Raw genomic sequence first — 19,742 nt, 5'->3', positions numbered from 1 at the left:
TATGATAAGTAAAAGAGTAGGAACTGTAGAATCAATAGTAGACCAAAGTAATGGTTTAGATGATATAAGAGTTAGTTTAAATGGAGAAATACAAAGAGCTTACAATTATACAAAAATGACTGGAAAAATAAATGTGGGAGATGAGGTAGTTTTAAATACAACTGCTGTTGAGTTAAGTCTAGGAACAGGAGGCTATCACTTTGTAATAGCTAACTTAAATAATCTTGAATCAAACTTAACTGAAGGTGGTCATATAATGAAACTAAGGTATACTCCTTTTCAGGTTAAGGTAGATTCAGTTGAAGAGCAAGAAAGTGTGTATCATGAACAAATAGATGGATTTGAAAGTTTAGAAAATATGCCTGTAGTTGTTGGTACGCTTCACAGTATGTTAACGCCATTTGTAGCTTCTTATAAAAAAAATAATCCAAATAAAAAACTTGTATATATAATGACTGATGGGGCTGCTTTGCCAATTTATTTAAGTAAAAATGTAGATACCTTAAAATCAAAAGGATTAATAGATAGTACAATAACAATTGGAAATGCCTTTGGAGGCGATTATGAGTGCATAAATATATATACAGCATTAATAACTGCTAAAGAAATTTTAGATGCTGATTGTGTATTTGTTAGTATGGGGCCTGGAATTGCAGGAACAGGTACTAAATATGGATTTACAGGCATAGAACAAGGTCCAATCTTAGATGCCATAAAAAAACTTAAGGGGAATCCAATAGCAATACCTAGGATTAGTTTTTCTGATAAAAGGGACAGACATGTAGGTATATCACACCACAGTATAACTGTATTTAAGGATATTGTTAATGTAGATGTAAATATTCCAATAACTAATTATGAATATGAAAAATTAAATTTAATAAAAGCTCAAATAGATAATAATAATTTAGAAAAAAATCATAGTATAACATTCATAAACAATGACAGTACTAAAGAAGACTTAGATTATTTTGGATTAAAAGTTAGAAGTATGGGAAGAAACTATGACCAAGATAAAGAGTTCTTTGATGCAGCAAGTAGTGCAGCATATTATGTAACGGAGGTTTGTGATGGTAGTAGAAGAGAAGACTATTAGTAGTGATCGAATATACACTGGAAAGGTAATAAGTGTAAAAGTAGATACTGTTGAAGTTGAAAACAAAGGTTATCAAAAAAGAGAAATTGTAGAACATTGTGGTGCAGTAGGAATAGTTGCAATAAATGAGGAGAATGAGGTTATATTAATCAAGCAGTTTAGGAAACCAATAGAAAAAGTTATTTGGGAAATTCCAGCAGGAAAACTTGAGCCTGGGGAAAATCCTAAAGAATGTGCAATCAGAGAGCTAAAAGAAGAAACAGGATATGAAGCTCAAAATCTAAGATTAATACATAAGTTTTATACTTCTGCAGGATTCTCAAATCAAAAGATTTATATATACTTGGCAACAGGTCTTAAGCCTGGAGAAAATAAACTTGATGATGATGAAAGTTTAGAAATGTATAGTATAGACTTAGAGGAAGTACAGAGCATGATTGCAAGAAATGAAATAGAAGATGCTAAAACTGCGATAGGAATTTTATTAGCAAAAGAATTAATATAAATGGAATAACCTCCTCTTTTCTTACATAATAATTTGTAAGGTACAAGAGGAGGTTATAAATTTGAGAAAAACATATAGAAAAAATAATTTTAAAGAACTAAACAAACAGATAATAATTATTGGAGTTATATTTATAGCATTTATAATACTTGGGACATATTTAAATAAAATGTGGCCAAGTTCTCAAACTAGTATAATAGAAAATGTTAATCCAGCTGTCGAGTATTATAGTACTAAAGGTGGATTAAAAGAAGCTGTAATATCAAACTTAAAATCGGATACAATGTTTATGGCATCTATTGGTATATGTACATTATTAGTAATAACTTTTCCGATAGTATTAATAATATTTATGCTAAAAGGTCTATCAATAGGATATACTATAAATAGTACTATATTAGCATTAAAAGTTAAGTCTATAAAAATGATACTCATAATATTATTCAAAAATTTAATAATCATACCAGGTGCAATTATACTAACTTTAATTTCATTAAATTATTTTAAAGAAATTATTTATGAGTTGAAAAAAGGAAAAAGAGAGAATATACTATTTTTATGTCAAAGATATGCATTAAATGCAGTAATTGTACTAGCTATAACTGTTGGCTTACAATCAATATTAAATATGCTAAGTATAGGTGTTATTAAGTTCCTAGTCAGATAAAGGAGTTTACTATGGAAGTTGTAAAGGAATATATAAGTTATTTAAAGGATAAAAAGAAGTTATCACAAAATACTGTTTCATCATATTTTATAGATATAAAAAAATACACCGAGTATTTATTTTTAAAAAATATAAATATAGATGACGTGGTCGAAAATGATATTATTAGTTACTTGATAAAGCTTGAAAAAGATAATATATCAGTAGCTACAATATCTAGAATGATATCTTCTATTAAATCTTTTCATGATTACTTATTTTTAAACCATATGAGCAATAATAATCCAGCTAAAGAAATAAAAAAGCCAAAAATAGAAAAAAATGATTTAGATATATTAACAGAGGAAGAAGTGGAGGCTTTATTAAAATTTCCTAAATTAAATACACCTAAGCAAATTAGAGATAAAGCTATATTTGAAATCTTATATGGTACAGGAATCAAAGTTTCAGAGCTTGTAGAAATGAATTTAGATAATGTAGACTTAGAGTTAGACTATATATATTGTAGTAGCAACAAAAATCAAAGAATTATTCCTCTTTCTGATATTACACGATTATACTTAGAAAAATATATAAAAGAGTCAAGAACTGAGTTAGCTGTTGAAGGTGAAAATGCACTTTTTGTAAGCTCTCTAGGGCAAAGGTTTACTAGACAAGGCTTATGGAAGCTAATAAAAAAACATGCTAGCTTAGCTAACATAGATAAAAACATAAACCCAAGTATGCTTAGACACTCATTTGCTATTCATCTATTAAATGAAGGGGCAAATATAGCTGTAGTTAGTAAAATATTAGGTAATGCAAACTTAGCTAGTTTACAGTCATACTTAAATCATATAAATAAAAATATGAGAAGAGAAATAAAAGAAAAGCATCCTAGAAAGTAGACAAATAATAAGGAGGACAAACTATGAGAAGAGTCATATGGATTGTAATTGATAGTGTTGGAATCGGGGCTTTACCTGATTCAGAAAAATTTGGAGATACTAATGTAAATACTCTAGGAAATATAGTAAAAACTTATCCTGACATAAAAATACCTAATTTAGTTAATTTAGGTATTGGAAACATAGAAGGAGCAGACTTTATAGAAGGAACTAAAGCTCCAATAGGTACTTTTGGAAAATGTAGTGAATTATCGCAAGGTAAAGACACAACTACTGGACATTGGGAAATGACTGGTGTATTAGTTGAAACACCATTTAAAACATTTGAAAATGGATTCCCGAAAGAAATAATAGATGAATTTGAATCTAAGACAGGTAGAAAAGTTGTAGGAAATAAACCTGCATCAGGTACAGCTATATTAGATGAGTATGGAGAACATCAAATGAAAACTGGTGATGTTATAGTTTATACATCAGCAGATAGTGTATTCCAAATAGCTGCACATGAAGAGATAATACCTTTAGAGGAATTATATAAAATGTGTGAAATAGCTAGAGAAATAATGATGGGAGATAATGCTGTTGCTAGAATAATAGCAAGACCTTATATAGGTGAGAAGGTAGGCTCTTTTAGCAGAACTTCTAATAGAAGAGATTATTCTTTAGACCCATTTGAACCAACAGTATTAAACAATATAAAAGAATCAAACTTAGATGTTATAGGTGTAGGTAAGATAGAAGACATATTTAATGGACAAGGAATTACAGAAGCAATACATACTCATGATAATATGGATGGTGTAGACCAAACTATAAATTATATGAAACAAGATAATAAAGGATTAATATTTGCTAACTTAGTAGATTTTGACTCAAAATATGGTCATAGAAGAGATACGCTAGGTTATAAAAAAGCTTTAGAAGAGTTTGATTTAAGAATACCTGAAATAATTGAGAACATGAGAGATGAAGATATACTTATAATAAATGCAGATCATGGTAACGATCCAACATATAAGGGAACAGATCATACTAGAGAGTACATACCTGTTATTGTATATGGAAAAGATGTAAAAGAAGGTCTAAATTTAGGAATAAGAGATAGCTTTGCTGATATAGGGGCAACTGTTGCTGATATATTAAATGTAAAAATGCCTAAACATGGAAAAAGTTTTAAGACAGAAATAGTTAAATAGCATAGGAGGAAAAACTAATGAAAAATATGTTTGATAAAGTAAAAGAAAGTGCAGAATTTATAAAAGGTAAAAGTAATATAGAACCTAAAATAGGGTTAATATTAGGATCAGGATTAGGTGTATTAGGGGATGAAATACAAAATCCTGTTAAAATAAAATATAATGACATACCAAACTTCCCAGTATCAACAGTAGAAGGACATGCAGGACAACTAGTAATAGGAACTTTACAAGGTAAAGAAGTTGTAGCTATGCAAGGTAGATTCCACTATTACGAAGGATATTCTCAACAAGAAATAACATTCCCAGTAAGAGTTATGAAAGCTTTAGGTGTTGATACAATAGTTGTAACAAATGCAGCAGGTGGTGCAAATAAAGAATTTAAACCAGGAGATTTAATGGTTATAAAAGACCATATAAATTTAAGTGGAAATAATCCGTTAATGGGATCTAATGATGAAAGATTTGGGCCAAGATTCCCAGATATGTCAACTGCATATAAGCAAAAATATGTTGATTTAGTAAAAGATTGTGCAGAAAAATTAAATATGACTATACAAGAAGGTGTATATGCATTCTTTAGTGGTCCTACATATGAGACTCCAGCAGAAGTTAGAATGGCTCAAATTTTAGGTGCTGATGCAGTTGGTATGTCAACAGCTCCAGAAGTTATAGTAGCATCTCACTCAGGTATGAATGTTGTAGGTATATCTTGTATAACAAACATGGCAGCTGGTATATTAGATCAACCACTTGATCATGAAGAAGTTATAGAAACTACTCAAAAAGTTAAAAGTGAATTTTTAAGTTTAGTAAAAAGTGTAGTTGAAAACATATAATTACATTGAAATACAGATATAATAAATATAATTGATAGAAATAACTTTAATAAGGCTTAATATTAATAGATAAATTAGTATTAAGCTTATTAAAGTTAAAAAATTATAAAAATACTAAGGAGTAAAGTCATGAGAATTTACGATATAATAAAGAAAAAAAGAGATAGTCAAGAATTAACTAAAGCTGAAATTGATTTTTTTGTTGAAAAATATTCAAAGGGAGAAATACCTGATTATCAAGCCTCTGCGTTGTTAATGGCTATATATTTAAATAAGATGAATAAGCAAGAAACAGTATACCTTACAGAGGCTATGATGAAGTCTGGTGATGTAATAGATTTATCAGATATAGAAGGAATAAAAGTAGACAAGCATAGTACTGGAGGAGTGGGAGATAAGACAACTATTGCATTAGCGCCTCTTGTAGCTGCCTGTGGAGCTCCTGTAGCAAAGATGTCTGGTAGAGGATTAGGGCATACTGGTGGAACATTAGATAAATTAGAAGCAATTCCAGGTTTTTCTATAGAAATGGAAGCGAAAAAGTTTATAGATTCTGTAAATGAACATAAAATTGCTGTATGTGGTCAAACAGCATCAATAGCTGTAGCTGATAAAAAAATGTATGCATTAAGAGATGTAACAGCAACTGTTGATAATATATCTCTTATAGCAGCAAGTATAATGTGTAAAAAATTAGCATCAGGGGCTAATGCTATATTACTAGATGTTAAAACTGGTGATGGTGCATTTATGAAAACTTTAGATGATTCATTTGAATTAGCTAAAGCAATGGTTGATATAGGTTGTGGAATGAACAGAGAAACTATAGGTATGATAACTGATATGGATGAACCGTTAGGATTTGCAGTAGGAAATTCATTAGAAGTAATAGAAGCAATAGAGACATTAAAAGGAAATGGTCCAAAAGATTTTGTTATGTTATGTGAAACATTAGGAGCATATATGTTAGTTTTAGCTAAAGTGGCAAAGGATTTTGATGAGGGTATAGAAAAAATTAGAGAAGCTATAAGTTCAGGAAAGGCATTAGAAAAATTAAAAGTATTTATAGAAAATCAAGGTGGAGACAAGAATATAGTTGATGATTACTCTTTATTACCGACTGCATCTAAAATAGTGGAAATAAAATCACCAAAGAGTGGTTATATAAGTAAGATAGAAGCTGAAGAAGTGGGAGTATCAGCGATGATATTAGGAGCAGGTAGAGAAACTAAAGAAGATATATTAGATTTATCAGCTGGTATAATACTTACTAAAAAAGTTGGAGATTATGTAAATGAAGGTGACATATTAGCATATATGCATTTAAATAAAGAAGAAAAATTACAGCAAGCTAAAGAAAGATTTATAGCCGCATATAAGATTGTTAACGAGAAAGTAGAACCTAAAAAATTAGTTTATGGGGTTGTAACTAAGGATGAAATAAAAAAATTCTAAAAAAATGATTATAAAAAGTCTAACGTGTAAAAAATAACGTTAGACTTTTTTATTTTAAAATATTTATAATAGTTAAATTTACTTAAATCAACTATTGTAGATTAAAAAATTATAAAAGTTCAAAAATAAAATAATATTTATATCAAAATAAATAATTATAGATCTAAATAATTTATAGTACATAATAAATTTATTCGACAATTTTATTGAAAATTTTTATGCTTAGATTTATAATATAAAGGATATAAATATGTACAAGGAGTAGATAATCCTATGGATTTTAATCAAAACAAGTGGAAATTTACAATAATATCCTCTGCTATAATATTAATTTTAATAGGTGTGTTCATATTTATACAAATAGGTCCGTATGATAAAAATAATAAAAAAGATATAGTAATCGATATACCACAGGGTTCGAGTACAAGTACAATTGCACAAATATTATATGAAAATCAATTAATAAAGAATAAAACTTTATTTAAAATTGTAGCTAAAGTAAGCAATAGTTCACCAAAAATGAAAGCAGGTAAGTATTTAATAAATCAGTCTTATTCAAATAACGATATTATTAACTTACTTATATCTGGTAAAATATATCAAGATGGAATAAAAGTAACTATTCCTGAAGGATCTACGTCTAAAGAAATTATAACTATGTTGGTTAATAAAAAACTTGGAAATAAAATAACTTATGAAAGTTTAATAATAAAACCACAAGAATTTTATGATGACTTTAAATATTTAGAACAAAATGATATTGTTTCATTAGAAGGTTTTTTATATCCAGGAACCTATTACTTTACAGAAAAACTTTCTGAAAAAGAAATACTAATAGAAATGTTATCTGCGTTTGATAATGTATATAATGATAAATTAAAGAAAAGACAAAAAGAGTTAAATATGACACTGCAAAAAGTAGTAAATTTGGCATCTATAGTTGAAAAGGAAGCTGTATTAGATGAAGATAGACCTATAATAGCTAGTGTATTTTATAATAGGGTTGAAATAGGCATGCCATTACAGTCTGATGCGACTATACAATACATATTTCCTCAACGAAAAAAAATAGTAACATACGATGATTTGAAAATAGATTCTCCATATAATAGCTATAAAAATAAAGGTTTGCCACCTACACCTATTTCTAATCCAGGAATAAAGTCAATAGAGGCAACATTGTATCCAGAGGATACTGAATATTTATATTTTGTAGCCAAAATAAATGGTGGGAACAATTATAGCGTAGATTATGAAGAACATCTTAAATTTGTAAAAGAATATAAAGATGAAAGAGACAAGTTAAATCAACAGAAAAACAATAAAATAAATGAATAAGTAAAAAAAGATTAATTTTATAAATTAGCATTAATTTTTTTTGCCTCTTAAGGAGTGAATTAAATGAGTAATATAGTAAATGAGTTGGTAGAAGGATATATAAGAAATACATTAACAGATAAAGAAGGTTTACTGAGAGATTTAGAAATATACGCATTAGAAAATAATGTACCTATAGTTCACAAAGAAGTTTCTGAATTATTAAAGGTATTATTAAAAGTACAAAAGCCTAAGAGAATATTAGAGGTAGGATGTGCTATAGGATATTCCTCAATATTATTTGCATCTACTTTAGGAGATGGTGTTGAAATAATTACAGTTGAAAGAAATGAAAAAATGATAGAAAAAGCTAAAGAAAATATAAAATTAGCTGGACTTGAAAACAATATAACTATTTTAGAAGGCGATGCGGAAGAAAAGCTTAAAGAAGTTGCTGGAGAATTTGATATGATATTTTTAGATGCAGCCAAAGGACAATATAAATTATTCTATGATATGGTTATAGGTAAATTAAAGGTTGATGGACTATTAATATCAGATAATATATTATACAAAGGTATGGTAGCACATGATGATTTTGTAATAAGAAGAAAAAAGACTATTGTTAAAAGAATGAGAAATTACTTAGATTATATATGTACATGTAACTATTTAGATACATCACTTATACCAATAGGTGATGGAGTAGCACTTAGCTATAAGAAAGCTGAAAGAGGTGAAATAAATGCATAATGTAGAATTATTAGCACCTGCTAGAGATTTATCAGAGCTAAAAGCTAATATTGAAAGCGGAGCCAACGCTGTATATATAGGTGGAGAAGTATTTGGAATGGTTTCTATAAATAATCTTTTCTCAAGAGAAGAATTAATAGAAGGTATTGAATTTGCACACAAAAATAATAGGAAGGTTTATGTAGTAGTTAACATACTACCTCATGATGATGATTTTAATCAAATTGAAGAATACTTAAAAAGCTTAGAGTTCTTAGGTGTAGATGCTATAGTAATTTCTGATCCAGGAATGCTTTCTATAGTTAAAAATACTATACCTAATATGGAAATACATTTAAGTGATCAAGCTAACACTACAAACTATATATCTGCTAAGTTTTGGTTTGAACAAGGCATAAAGAGAGTTGTTGTCTCAAGAGAATTATCTTGTGATGAAATTGCTCAAATTAGAGCTAAAACTCCACTTGAATTAGATATAGAAGTTTTTGTGCATGGTGTTATGACTATATCTTACTCTGGAAGACCTTTATTAAGTAATTTTATTAAAGGTAAAAATGCACAAAAAGAAATAAGTAAAAAATCCTATAGACTGATGGAAGAAAAAAGACCAGGAGAATACTTCCCTGTTTATGAAGATGAAAAAGGAACATTCTTATTTAACTCAAGTGACTTATGTATGGTAGAATATATACCAGAACTTATAAAATCAGGCATAACTAGCTTAAAGATTGAAGGAAGAATGAAAGATGCTGAATATATAAAGAGGGTAACTAAAGCTTATAGAGTAGCGATAGATAAATTTTATGAAAATCCTCAAGATTGGAAATTTAATTCTGTGTGGTTAGATGAATTAAATGAAATCAGTAATAGACAATTTACATCAGGATTCTATTTAGAAAATCCAAATGATGAAATATAAAGCAATAATCTAACTTAGTAAGGAGAGTACTACAAGATGAAAAATAAAAAAAGACCATTAATAATAGGAATCACTGGAGGAACTGGATCTGGTAAAAGTACAGTATGTAAAGCTATAATGGAGAACATTCCAGAAGAAAACATAGCAACAATAGAGCAAGATGCGTACTATAAAGATCAAACGCACTTAACTTTTGAAGAAAGACTAAAAACTAATTATGATCATCCGCTTTCTTTTGATAATAAATTACTTATAAAGCATATAGATGATTTATGTGAAGGTAAGAGTATAGAAAAACCAATATATGATTATGAACTTCATACAAGAAAGAATGATGAAACAGTAACTATAGTTGCTAAAGACATAATAATAGTTGAAGGTATAATGATATTAGAAGATGAAGAGTTAAGAGATAAGTTAGATATAAAAATATATGTTGATACAGAAGATGATATAAGAATACTTAGAAGAATACAAAGAGATATAAAAGAAAGAGGAAGAACTGTAGATTCAGTTATAGAGCAATACTTAGCTACAGTTAAGCCTGCTCATGATCAATTTATAGAGCCATATAAAAAATATGCTGATATAATAATGCCAGAAGGTGGTCAAAATGAAGTTGCAATAGACATAGTTATCAGTAAAATAAGAACACAATTAAATTAATAATAAGCTAAATATGAAGAATTTATGAATTTAGTATTAACCCCTTAGAAATTGTCAAAAATGACAAGTATCTAAGGGGTGATTTTATGTCAAGAAACGAAAGTAATATACCTAAACAAATTGTAAGGCGTGCATGGGTCATGGTATCATGTGCTATCATAATATATTCATTTTTAATATATAGACTAACAACAATACAATATTTAGAAGCTGATAAGTATAAAGAAAAATCAGAACAGCAAAGCATACAAAAAGTAGAATTAAATACTGGAAGAGGGATAATTTATGATAGAAATGAAAAGCCTCTTACTGACACTGTAAAAAAAGATGTTATGATAGTAGAACAAAATAAGTTTTTGAATGATATTAATACAAGAAATATAGTTCAAGATAGTAGTAATATGAAAATATCTGAAATATATAAGCATATAGAAAAACAGCTCAAATCACAAGTATTTCAGATTGAAGTAAATAATATTGATGATAAGACAAAGAGTAAATTATTAGACGATGATATTATTGTTGAAGAAAAAACATTAAGATATGCATCAGATGGGTTATTATCTCATACTTTAGGACATATAAGTTCTAAAGATAAAGTTGGTCAATCAGGAATCGAAAAATCTATGGATGATATACTAAAAGACTCTAATGAAAAATATGTATCAGCATTTAAAGCAGGTGCATCTGGAAATACAAAAGATTTAAGTATTTTAAAAGGAAGCATAAAAACTGTAAATGATAATGAAGATGCAAAACATATAAAGTTAACAATAGATAAAGATATACAAAAAAAATTAGAAAAAATAGCAGATAAAGAAGAAAACCCGACAGCAGTAGTAATATCAGATATAAACACAGGTGAAATTTTAGCATTAAGTTCAAGACCAAATTTTGATCAAAATAATATAGCTCAGTATTTTGAAAGTGAAAAAGGAGAGCTTGTAAATAGAACAATGCAAAGTATATATCCTCCAGGATCTGTATTTAAATTAGTTGTACTTTATGCGGCTTTAGATGCAGGTGTAATAGATGAAAATTATACATACAATTGTATTGGAAAAGTGGAAGTAAGCAGTAAAACTAAGCAAATTTTAAATTGCCATAAAAGAGATGGGCATGGCATACAGACATTACAACAAGCATTTGCAAATTCATGTAATACAGCATTCTTTGATATAGCTAAAAAAGTTGGTGAAGAAAAAATTATAGAATGTGCAAAAAGGCTACATCTAAATGAACCTGTAGATATTGGATTAGAAGAAGAAAATAATAGAAAAATACCAGATAGTATACCTATAAATAACCTTGCGATAGGCCAAGGAAGTTTAGGATTTACACCGTTACAAATAAATCAGATGACTCAAATAATAGCTAATAATGGTACATATAAACAATTATATATTTATGATAGCATATTAGATAAAAATAAGAACATGATTAAAACATTTAAAACTTCAAAGCCAGAAGAAATTATATCACCATATACTCTTACTTTAGTTAAAGAGATGATGAAAGGTGTATCAAAAGAAGGTACAGGTAAAGATTTAAAAGATTTAAATGGTGGATGTGGAGTTAAAACGGGGACAGCTCAAAGTACATTAAACAAAAAAGAAGTTAATCATGGATGGATAACAGGATTTTATCCAGAGAAGGTACCGAAGTATGCAATCACTGTGTTAGTAGAAGGAACGGAAGAAAAAAGCAAGTCAGCAGTACCAATGTTTAAAGAAATATGCACACAATTGAGTAAATAAATAAAAATAAATATAAAAAAACAAGCAATTTAAACAGGCCACTTTCATATAATTTAAAATGAAACACCATAAGAAGGGGGTGGCCTGTTGACTATTCTTAAATCATTTGAAAAACCATTAACCCCTGAAGAAGAAGTAACATATCTAACAAAATTTAAAGAAGACAAAGATGAAAATGCAAAAGAAATCTTAATTGAAAGAAACATGAGACTAGTAGCACATATTGCTAAGAAGTATAACAATTCTAGTGAGGATCAAGATGATCTTATATCCATTGGTACGATAGGATTAATAAAAGCTATAGAAACTTATAACGTAGATAAAGGTACAAGATTAGCAACTTATGCATCTAAGTGCATAGAAAATGAGATATTAATGAATATAAGAACAAATAAAAAAAATAAAGTTCAAGTATCTCTTCAAGACCCTATTGGAATGGATAAAGAGGGGAATGAAATTAGTTTAATTGATGTATTAGGTACCGATATTGATTATATTTTAGATCAAGTTGAGCTAAAAGTTCAGATTGGTAAACTATATGAGCAATTGGACAAAATCTTAACTAAGAGAGAAAAAGAAATAGTACTTCTACGATATGGATTAACTACTTGTGGATATAAAACCCAGCGTGAAATAGCACAAAAACTTGATATCTCTAGATCTTATGTATCTAGAATTGAAAAAAGAGCTCTTAAGAAATTAAGAAAAGAGCTTAAATCAGAAAAAAGCCTTACATAGGCTTTTTTTTGTTATATAAAAACAAAAAAATAGAAATAAACTTAGAAAGTTCAACAAAAATCATTATTTTATAGCAAATAATTTTAATAAAAAGTGCTCAAAAACTGACAAAAAAAAATAAAACAATGTGCTACTATTATTTATATAGCAAAAAAAGGAAATAAAGTACAATTATATATAAAAGTCAATAAGGAAAGTAGAAGTAAAAAGTAAATATATATCGCAAAATAATAAAATTGAGTGGATGGTGATGAGAATGGAGGAACTAACTATGAATGTTGATACATTAGAACTTTTTAATTTAACGATAATTATATCTATTATGTTTATATCAGCTATTTTGTTTAAAACTTACAATAAAAAAGCTTTTATATATTTAGCATTTGTTTTTTTCATTCATGCTATTATATTAATTTTAAATTTAAAAGCTTATTTATTAACAATTTCGATAGCTATGATATTAATAGTTATTAAGAGTTTTAAAAATCAGTTTAAATTAAAAAATATCTCATTCATAGTTATAGGACTTCTAAGTATTTTAAATATTTTAAGTATATCAATGAAAATTCAGGATGGATTAATTATACAGATTATACTAAATTTATTTGTATCAAAACTTATAATTATAAATTGTATAAAAAATAAAGAAAATGAGATAAAAAAAGAAAAAATGAAATTAAGCTCTAATAAAAAACAAATCTCAGAAATTACTAATAAAATCTTATTATCATGTGATTTACAAAACCAATATAAAAATGAAATATTAGAGTTAAATAAAGATATAAAAAATTCAATTATGGATTCAAAAAATTCTATTTTCGTTCTAAACAAGGATAAAGAATGTATTTATATAAATAAGGCATTTAAGATAATGATGAATATAGATTCAGATAAAAATGAAATTGATATTTTTAATTGTATAAATTCAAAATTCTTAAATTCAATAGATATTTTGGATGGAATTCAAAACTTAAATATAGAAAAAAATCTAAAGTGTTATGATGGGAAGATATATAAGTTTGAATGCGTTAAAGAAGTATTGAATGAAAATAGAGTTATTATTTGCGTTTTAAGTGATATAACAGAAAGTACATTAATTAAAAATAAGCTAAAGGAAAGTGAAGAAAGATATAAAAAATTAATGGATGTTTTAAATGATGGTGTGATAATTCATAATATGAATAGTATAAAATACATAAATAATAAAGCTGTTAGTCTATTTAATTTAAATAAAGATCAAAAAAATTTATCTATTGAAGATCTAATTTTATCAACAGATGAAATATTTAAAGCTAAATTTATAAATAATATTAACTTAGTATGCATGGGAAAAACTGAAAAAATATCTACAAAGATAGAAACTAAAGATGGAAAAACTATTGAGTTTATAACAACAACAATTTTATTAAATAATATAAAAATGTTACTTACAATAGCTATCGATATAACTAAAATGGAAGATGCTATTACTGATATAGAACAAAGTGAAAAAACATATAAGTTATTACTTCAAACACTTCCAGAAGGTGTTGTTATAATAGATAAAAACACTAATAATCATATATATAGAAATAAAGCGATGATGAAAATATTAAAAAATATTGGAGTTGAAAACTTAAATAGCATAATAAAAAATTATTTGAATGAATGTAATTATGGTAAGTTTAAAAAGTTTTATACTAACACAAATAAAATTAAAGAAATAGATATGGCAATAATTGATAGATATGAAGATAATGCTTTTTTAGTAGTAGTTAGAACATTAGATGATAAATACAAAACTCAGCAAATGAAAGAAATGCTAGATGAAATAAGCAATAAATGTAGGTTCAAAGCTGAATTTTTAGCTAATGTGGCAAATGATATAAAAAGGCCGATTAATACTATATTTGAAACCAACAAAATACTTTATCTGAATAAAGAAAAGTATGAATCTGACTATATTGATAATTACACGAGATTAGTTAAGCAAAATTGTTATAGGCTAATGAGGCTATTAGATAATATTCAACAAATTGGTCATTTGGAAAATGGGACATACAAGATGGATATAAAAAAATATGATTTAATAAATTTAACTACTGACATTGTTGAAAAGACAAAAAGATATACTGATGAAAAAGGACTATCTATTTATTTTAAATCAGATACAAATAAAAAAATAATGGCGATAGATAAAGAAAAAATAGAAAAAATTTTATTAAATCTACTTTCAAATTCTATAAAGTTTACACCAAAGGGTGGAAATATAAATATAATAATCACTTGTAAAAAGGATGAAGTATATATCACCGTGGCGGATACAGGTGAAGGTATCCCAGAAGATAAATTAGATATAATATTTGAAAATTTTGAACAAGTAGATAGAACACTATCAAGAGGTGCTGAAGGCAGTGGTATCGGTTTATCTTTAGTAAAAAAACTAGCAGATGTACATAATGCTGAAATAGCAGTTAACAGTAAAATTAATAAAGGAAGTGAATTTATATTAATATTAAAAGAAAGTGCTGAAGCAGATAAATTATTAGAAAAAATAGATAGTGGATACGATTTTAGTGATAATGAAAAAATAGACATAGAATTCTCAGACATATATTTTAATTATAGTTATTAAATATAACTTTTAAAAAAGGGAGTATTAGTATGTATATAAATATAATTAGTATATCTTTATTTATGATGAGTTTATATGTATTATATTCACGCTTTAGTGTAAATAAAACAGATAAAAATTTTATATTGTTACAAAATATTATAATTATTTTATTACTAAAAGTAGTTTATATAATACATAATGAAAGTTTGATTAGTTTTAATTATGTATATCTAAGTATTGCTATTTTATCAATACTACAAATTAGCATAAAAGATAATAAAAGTAAAATAAATAAAACTGGCTTTTATATAAATTTAATTTTAGGTTATGTATTATTAGCTTTACACAATTTGATACAATTAAAGTCATATATGATTTTTTTAGCTATATTAGTAGTTATGAATACATTATGTATAAGCATAATTAATTTTATAAGATATAAAATTAATTTATTAAATTTTTTTACTATAACTTTAATGATATTTGGACTATGTTTGTATATGTTAAATCCAACAAATTCAATCATTAAGACTGTTAATTGTGTACTAGAAATTATATGTTCCATTTACATTTTCAACAAGACATTTAATATAAATCTAAAAGATAGATACAATCTGAAAGTAGAAATTAATGAAAAGCTACAAAAAAGTAATATTAAATTAAAAGAAGTAAAAGAAAACTTAAAACTAAATGGAAATATAACAAATACAATAAATGAAAGCATAAAAAGAAAACAAGATTTACTTAAAGTAATAATAGGTGAAAATCAAACTTGTACATTTATAATAGATAAAAATGGTTATATATTAAATGAGGATAAAAGTTTTACAAATATGTGGCAGTGTTATTCTGAATATAGCTATAAAATAGAGCTTAGTATGTTTTTAAATGATAATATTAAAGATAAAAATAAATTTTTAAAATGTATAGAGAAAACAATGCAAGGTAAAGATGTAGAGTCTGAAATAAGAGGAAAAGAAGGTAGGGTATTTAAATGCATATACGCACCTTTTTTAGTGGGTAATCAGAATATAGGTACTATTTGTGCAATGACAGATATAACTTACAAAAAGACTAGTGAGATAAAGATAAAAGAAAATAACATAAAATATAGTAAAATAGTAGATACAATTCCTTACACAATACTTATAGCAGATGAAAATCAAATTTTATACAATAATAATAAAAATAAAAATGTAGATTTTTACAGATCTGATATGAAAAAAATATTACTAAAAAAATTGATAACTGGAGAAATATGTTATAAAGATGAATCAAATGAACAGTATTATTTAAATATTGATAGAGCTAGGTTTAATGATGATGAAAGTGAGAAAAGTTTAATAGTTGTAAGAGATATAACGAAATATAAAAAACTTTTAGGAACGGTTGAATATAGTAAGGAAAAATATGAATCATTAGTAAATGTGATACCAGAAGGTATATATATATCTGATATTGATAATAAAAATATCAACTATTCTAATAAAGTTCTATCAGAATTGCTACAATTTAATGACTTTAATATTATAAATTTAGAAAATGAATTAAAACTAGAAAAATTAAATAAAAATGCTGAAAGTATAAACTTTAAAAGAAAATTAATAAAAGATAAATATGGACAAGATACTTATATTGAATGTGGAGAAATGGTAATTGAAATTAATAAAAAAATGAATAAAGTTGGTATTGTAAGAGATATAACCGAACAAGTTAAAGCTGAAACTATCGAAAGAGAGATTGAAATAAAGAAAAAAGAACACAAAATAAAATCAGATTTCTTTGTTAACATATCTCATGAACTTAAAACACCTTTAAACGTAATAACATCGTCTAATCAATTACTAGAAATTATGAATAAAGAATATATATCTAAGAATCCTAATAGTGAAATATCTAAAGCTATTGAAATAGTAAAAAAACATACGTATATGTTAATGGGATTAATTGATAATATAATGGATTTGGCAAAATTAGAATCTCAATTTCATGAGTGCAATAAAGATTATTATAATATAGTTAGTATAGTTGAAGATGTTTGTGATGAATTTAATAAATACGTAAGTGTTAATGGGATAGAAATTTTATTTGATACAGATGAGGAAGAAAGGATAGCTGAGGTAGACCCAGATGATGTAGAAAAAATAATACTAACTTTATTAGCTATGATTATTCGATATTCATATTCCAGTAGTATGATTAATGTAGATTTAAGTAGTACAAGGGGTAAAATGAATATATGTATTAAAAATAAAGGTGGATATGATTATGACAGATATATAAACGATCAAGAAAGACGCAGTTTAGATATAGGTACAACAGTGGTAAAATCTATAATTGAGTTATACAATGGAAAAATAGATATAAAAGTAGGATCTAAAAAAGATATAGAAATAAATATAGATATAGAAATAAATGATAATATACAAGAATATAAAAGACGAGTAAAATTAAATGGAGATGATTTTATTTATACAGAGTATCTTAGAATGTGTAATTTTTAATGATAATAGTATAAATAGATAGATATATGATAATAAAAGAGGTAGGAGTAAATATGAACATAAATTCAATGACTAAAATAATAGGTCTTTTAGGACATCCTGTAAAACATAGTTTTTCACCACAAATTCATAATTATTTATGTGAAAAATATAATCAAAATAATATATATTGTTGTTTTGATGTAGAAAAACAAAAACTAAAATCAGCAGTAGAGGGTATAAAAACATTTGGTATGATAGGATGCAATGTAACTATTCCGCATAAAGTAGATATTATTAAATACATAGATCAAATAGATAAAAATGCTGACATAATTGGGGCAGTAAATACAATAAAAAATATAGATGGAAAATTAATTGGTTTTAATACTGATGGAGTAGGATTTGTAAAATCTATTTTAGAAAAAGGATATGCATTAAAAAATAAAAGAGTTTTAATAATAGGGGCTGGAGGAGCATGTAGAAGTATATGTGTAGAATTAGCATCGCAAGGAGTTTCATATTTAGAGATAAGAAATAGAAGTTTAGATAAAGCTAATCAAATATCAAAAACGATTAAAAATAATTTTAGTTTAGATGTAATTTGTGATACTAAATCTATAGATGAAAATGACTTAAATAATATAGATATATTAATAAATACAACTCCAATTGGTATGGAAAGTAAACTATGCCCTATAGATGAAAATTTGACCCCAAAAGGTAATATTTTAGTGTGTGATATAGTTTATAAACCTCATAATACAGCCCTATTAAATTGGGCTAAGAAAAATAATTTGAATGTGGTACATGGTATAGACATGCTTATAAATCAAGGCCTACATGCATTTTATATATGGACTGGAATAAAGGCGACTAAAGAGGATGAGGAATATATAAAAGACTTATATAATAAAATGTAAATCAGCATATTTAAAACTCCACATATGTCTTTGTATATGTTATAAAAATAAGGAGAGTGTGTTGGATATAAAGAAAGACGGATTTGCAACGATTGAGTGTATATTTAGCATTACAATAGTTTGTTTAGGAATCTATATTGTATCAAATGTTCTTTATAATAGTTACGAGTTTACTTTATTTAATAAGGATAGATTTGATATGCTAGATATAGCTAAAAGTAAAATTGAAGAAACCAAATATATTATAAAAAATAACTCAGAATCTAAGATTAATGATCTTAATAAAAAGGATAAAATAAATAAATTTGAAGTTGAAACTATAATAGAAAAAAATAAAGAAAATTATCAATGCTATAAAATTTATGTATCTGTATATAATGAAAAAAATAATTTAAAGTTAGAAAGTTATGTATTTAAACAATAAAGGATCAATACTCCTTACAACTTTGATAATTTTCTCTATTATAGTTACGATAACTATGACTTGTATAGGTTTAAACTATTCTAATTCAAATATATTTACATTAGAATTAAAAGAAGCACAAATAAAACAATTAGGATATGGGTATATAGACATATTAAATAGTAAACTTTTTAAAGAAGTTGAAAATGCATTGAAAAATACAACAAATGAAGATGAATTTTATAAGTATTTCTTAGAAAATACAGTTAAAGATAATATATGTAATTCTTATGAGCAATCATCTAAAAGCATATCAGTAAAAATACCTAATAATATAAAAATAGATAAAAACAATAAAAGTATCAAATTTGACATAAATGTAAAAGTAAAAGAAAAAGAAAAAGCATACAATAAGACGTTTAAAGTAAGTGTTGAAGTTATTAATCCATATAATTCTGATTTAGGAAGTTTAACGCAAATAGATATAAATAAAATTTTAAAACTTTATAATTATGAGGAGATATACATATGAAAAGAGAAGG

General features: G+C 26.1%; 18 protein-coding genes. All 18 read left to right on the top strand.

Translation table 11 applies throughout. From position 1 onward, the window contains the following. Position 1: 1 nt before the first annotated feature. Positions 2 to 1,096 carry a DUF3866 family protein gene (locus NWE74_RS07890; RefSeq protein WP_258242669.1) on the top strand — a complete coding sequence of 365 codons (1,095 nt, stop codon included), beginning with the start codon at positions 2 to 4 and terminating at the stop codon, positions 1,094 to 1,096. Then, positions 1,071 to 1,601: an NUDIX hydrolase gene (locus tag NWE74_RS07885; RefSeq protein ID WP_258242668.1), complete on the top strand. Its 531-nt coding sequence runs from the start codon at positions 1,071 to 1,073 to the stop codon at positions 1,599 to 1,601. Before NWE74_RS07890 ends, NWE74_RS07885 begins: the two co-directional genes overlap by 26 nt. Positions 1,602 to 1,662: 61 nt before the next feature. Further along, entirely contained in the window at positions 1,663 to 2,268 is a 606-nt protein-coding gene (locus tag NWE74_RS07880) for a stage II sporulation protein M (protein ID WP_258242667.1), read from the top strand. Between the two features lie 11 nt (positions 2,269 to 2,279). Continuing rightward, positions 2,280 to 3,155: a tyrosine-type recombinase/integrase gene (locus NWE74_RS07875; protein ID WP_258242666.1), complete on the top strand. Its 876-nt coding sequence runs from the start codon at positions 2,280 to 2,282 to the stop codon at positions 3,153 to 3,155. 23 nt (positions 3,156 to 3,178) lie between these two features. Continuing rightward, complete coding sequence (locus NWE74_RS07870; protein WP_258242665.1) at positions 3,179 to 4,351, top strand: phosphopentomutase; 1,173 nt, start codon at positions 3,179 to 3,181, stop codon at positions 4,349 to 4,351. Between the two features lie 17 nt (positions 4,352 to 4,368). Next, positions 4,369 to 5,190, top strand: a complete 822-nt coding sequence (locus NWE74_RS07865) for a purine-nucleoside phosphorylase (protein ID WP_330666337.1) — start codon at positions 4,369 to 4,371, stop codon at positions 5,188 to 5,190. A gap of 129 nt (positions 5,191 to 5,319) precedes the next feature. Further along, positions 5,320 to 6,645, top strand: coding sequence for a pyrimidine-nucleoside phosphorylase (locus NWE74_RS07860; RefSeq protein ID WP_258242664.1), 1,326 nt, complete (start codon positions 5,320 to 5,322; stop codon positions 6,643 to 6,645). 273 nt (positions 6,646 to 6,918) lie between these two features. Continuing rightward, positions 6,919 to 7,983 carry an endolytic transglycosylase MltG gene (gene mltG / locus NWE74_RS07855; RefSeq protein ID WP_258242663.1) on the top strand — a complete coding sequence of 355 codons (1,065 nt, stop codon included), beginning with the start codon at positions 6,919 to 6,921 and terminating at the stop codon, positions 7,981 to 7,983. Between the two features lie 63 nt (positions 7,984 to 8,046). After that, positions 8,047 to 8,715: an O-methyltransferase gene (locus NWE74_RS07850; RefSeq protein WP_258242662.1), complete on the top strand. Its 669-nt coding sequence runs from the start codon at positions 8,047 to 8,049 to the stop codon at positions 8,713 to 8,715. Beyond that, positions 8,708 to 9,634, top strand: coding sequence for a peptidase U32 family protein (locus NWE74_RS07845; protein ID WP_258242661.1), 927 nt, complete (start codon positions 8,708 to 8,710; stop codon positions 9,632 to 9,634). The genes NWE74_RS07850 and NWE74_RS07845 overlap by 8 nt, the downstream gene beginning before the upstream one ends. A gap of 36 nt (positions 9,635 to 9,670) precedes the next feature. Beyond that, on the top strand, positions 9,671 to 10,300 hold the full coding sequence (gene udk / locus NWE74_RS07840; protein ID WP_258242660.1) for a uridine kinase: 630 nt from the start codon (positions 9,671 to 9,673) through the stop codon (positions 10,298 to 10,300). A gap of 86 nt (positions 10,301 to 10,386) precedes the next feature. Next, entirely contained in the window at positions 10,387 to 12,057 is a 1,671-nt protein-coding gene (locus NWE74_RS07835; RefSeq protein WP_258242659.1) for a peptidoglycan D,D-transpeptidase FtsI family protein, read from the top strand. A gap of 87 nt (positions 12,058 to 12,144) precedes the next feature. Beyond that, complete coding sequence (sigK, locus tag NWE74_RS07830) at positions 12,145 to 12,795, top strand: RNA polymerase sporulation sigma factor SigK (RefSeq protein ID WP_258242658.1); 651 nt, start codon at positions 12,145 to 12,147, stop codon at positions 12,793 to 12,795. Positions 12,796 to 13,066: 271 nt separating this feature from the next. Beyond that, positions 13,067 to 15,409, top strand: coding sequence for a PAS domain-containing sensor histidine kinase (locus NWE74_RS07825; protein WP_258242657.1), 2,343 nt, complete (start codon positions 13,067 to 13,069; stop codon positions 15,407 to 15,409). A 29-nt stretch (positions 15,410 to 15,438) separates the two neighbouring features. Next, positions 15,439 to 17,895, top strand: a complete 2,457-nt coding sequence (locus tag NWE74_RS07820) for a PAS domain-containing sensor histidine kinase (RefSeq protein WP_258242656.1) — start codon at positions 15,439 to 15,441, stop codon at positions 17,893 to 17,895. A 53-nt stretch (positions 17,896 to 17,948) separates the two neighbouring features. Further along, entirely contained in the window at positions 17,949 to 18,797 is an 849-nt protein-coding gene (aroE, locus tag NWE74_RS07815) for a shikimate dehydrogenase (RefSeq protein ID WP_258242655.1), read from the top strand. A gap of 61 nt (positions 18,798 to 18,858) precedes the next feature. Then, positions 18,859 to 19,221: a hypothetical protein gene (locus NWE74_RS07810; RefSeq protein WP_258242654.1), complete on the top strand. Its 363-nt coding sequence runs from the start codon at positions 18,859 to 18,861 to the stop codon at positions 19,219 to 19,221. Next, positions 19,205 to 19,732, top strand: a complete 528-nt coding sequence (locus tag NWE74_RS07805; protein WP_258242653.1) for a hypothetical protein — start codon at positions 19,205 to 19,207, stop codon at positions 19,730 to 19,732. Before NWE74_RS07810 ends, NWE74_RS07805 begins: the two co-directional genes overlap by 17 nt. Positions 19,733 to 19,742: the final 10 nt, after the last annotated feature.

The sequence above is a fragment of the Romboutsia lituseburensis genome (assembly GCF_024723825.1).
GTDB lineage: Bacteria > Bacillota > Clostridia > Peptostreptococcales > Peptostreptococcaceae > Romboutsia_F > Romboutsia_F lituseburensis_A.
Note: the sequence above shows the minus strand (reverse complement) of the source record. Positions and strands in the feature narration are given on the sequence as shown.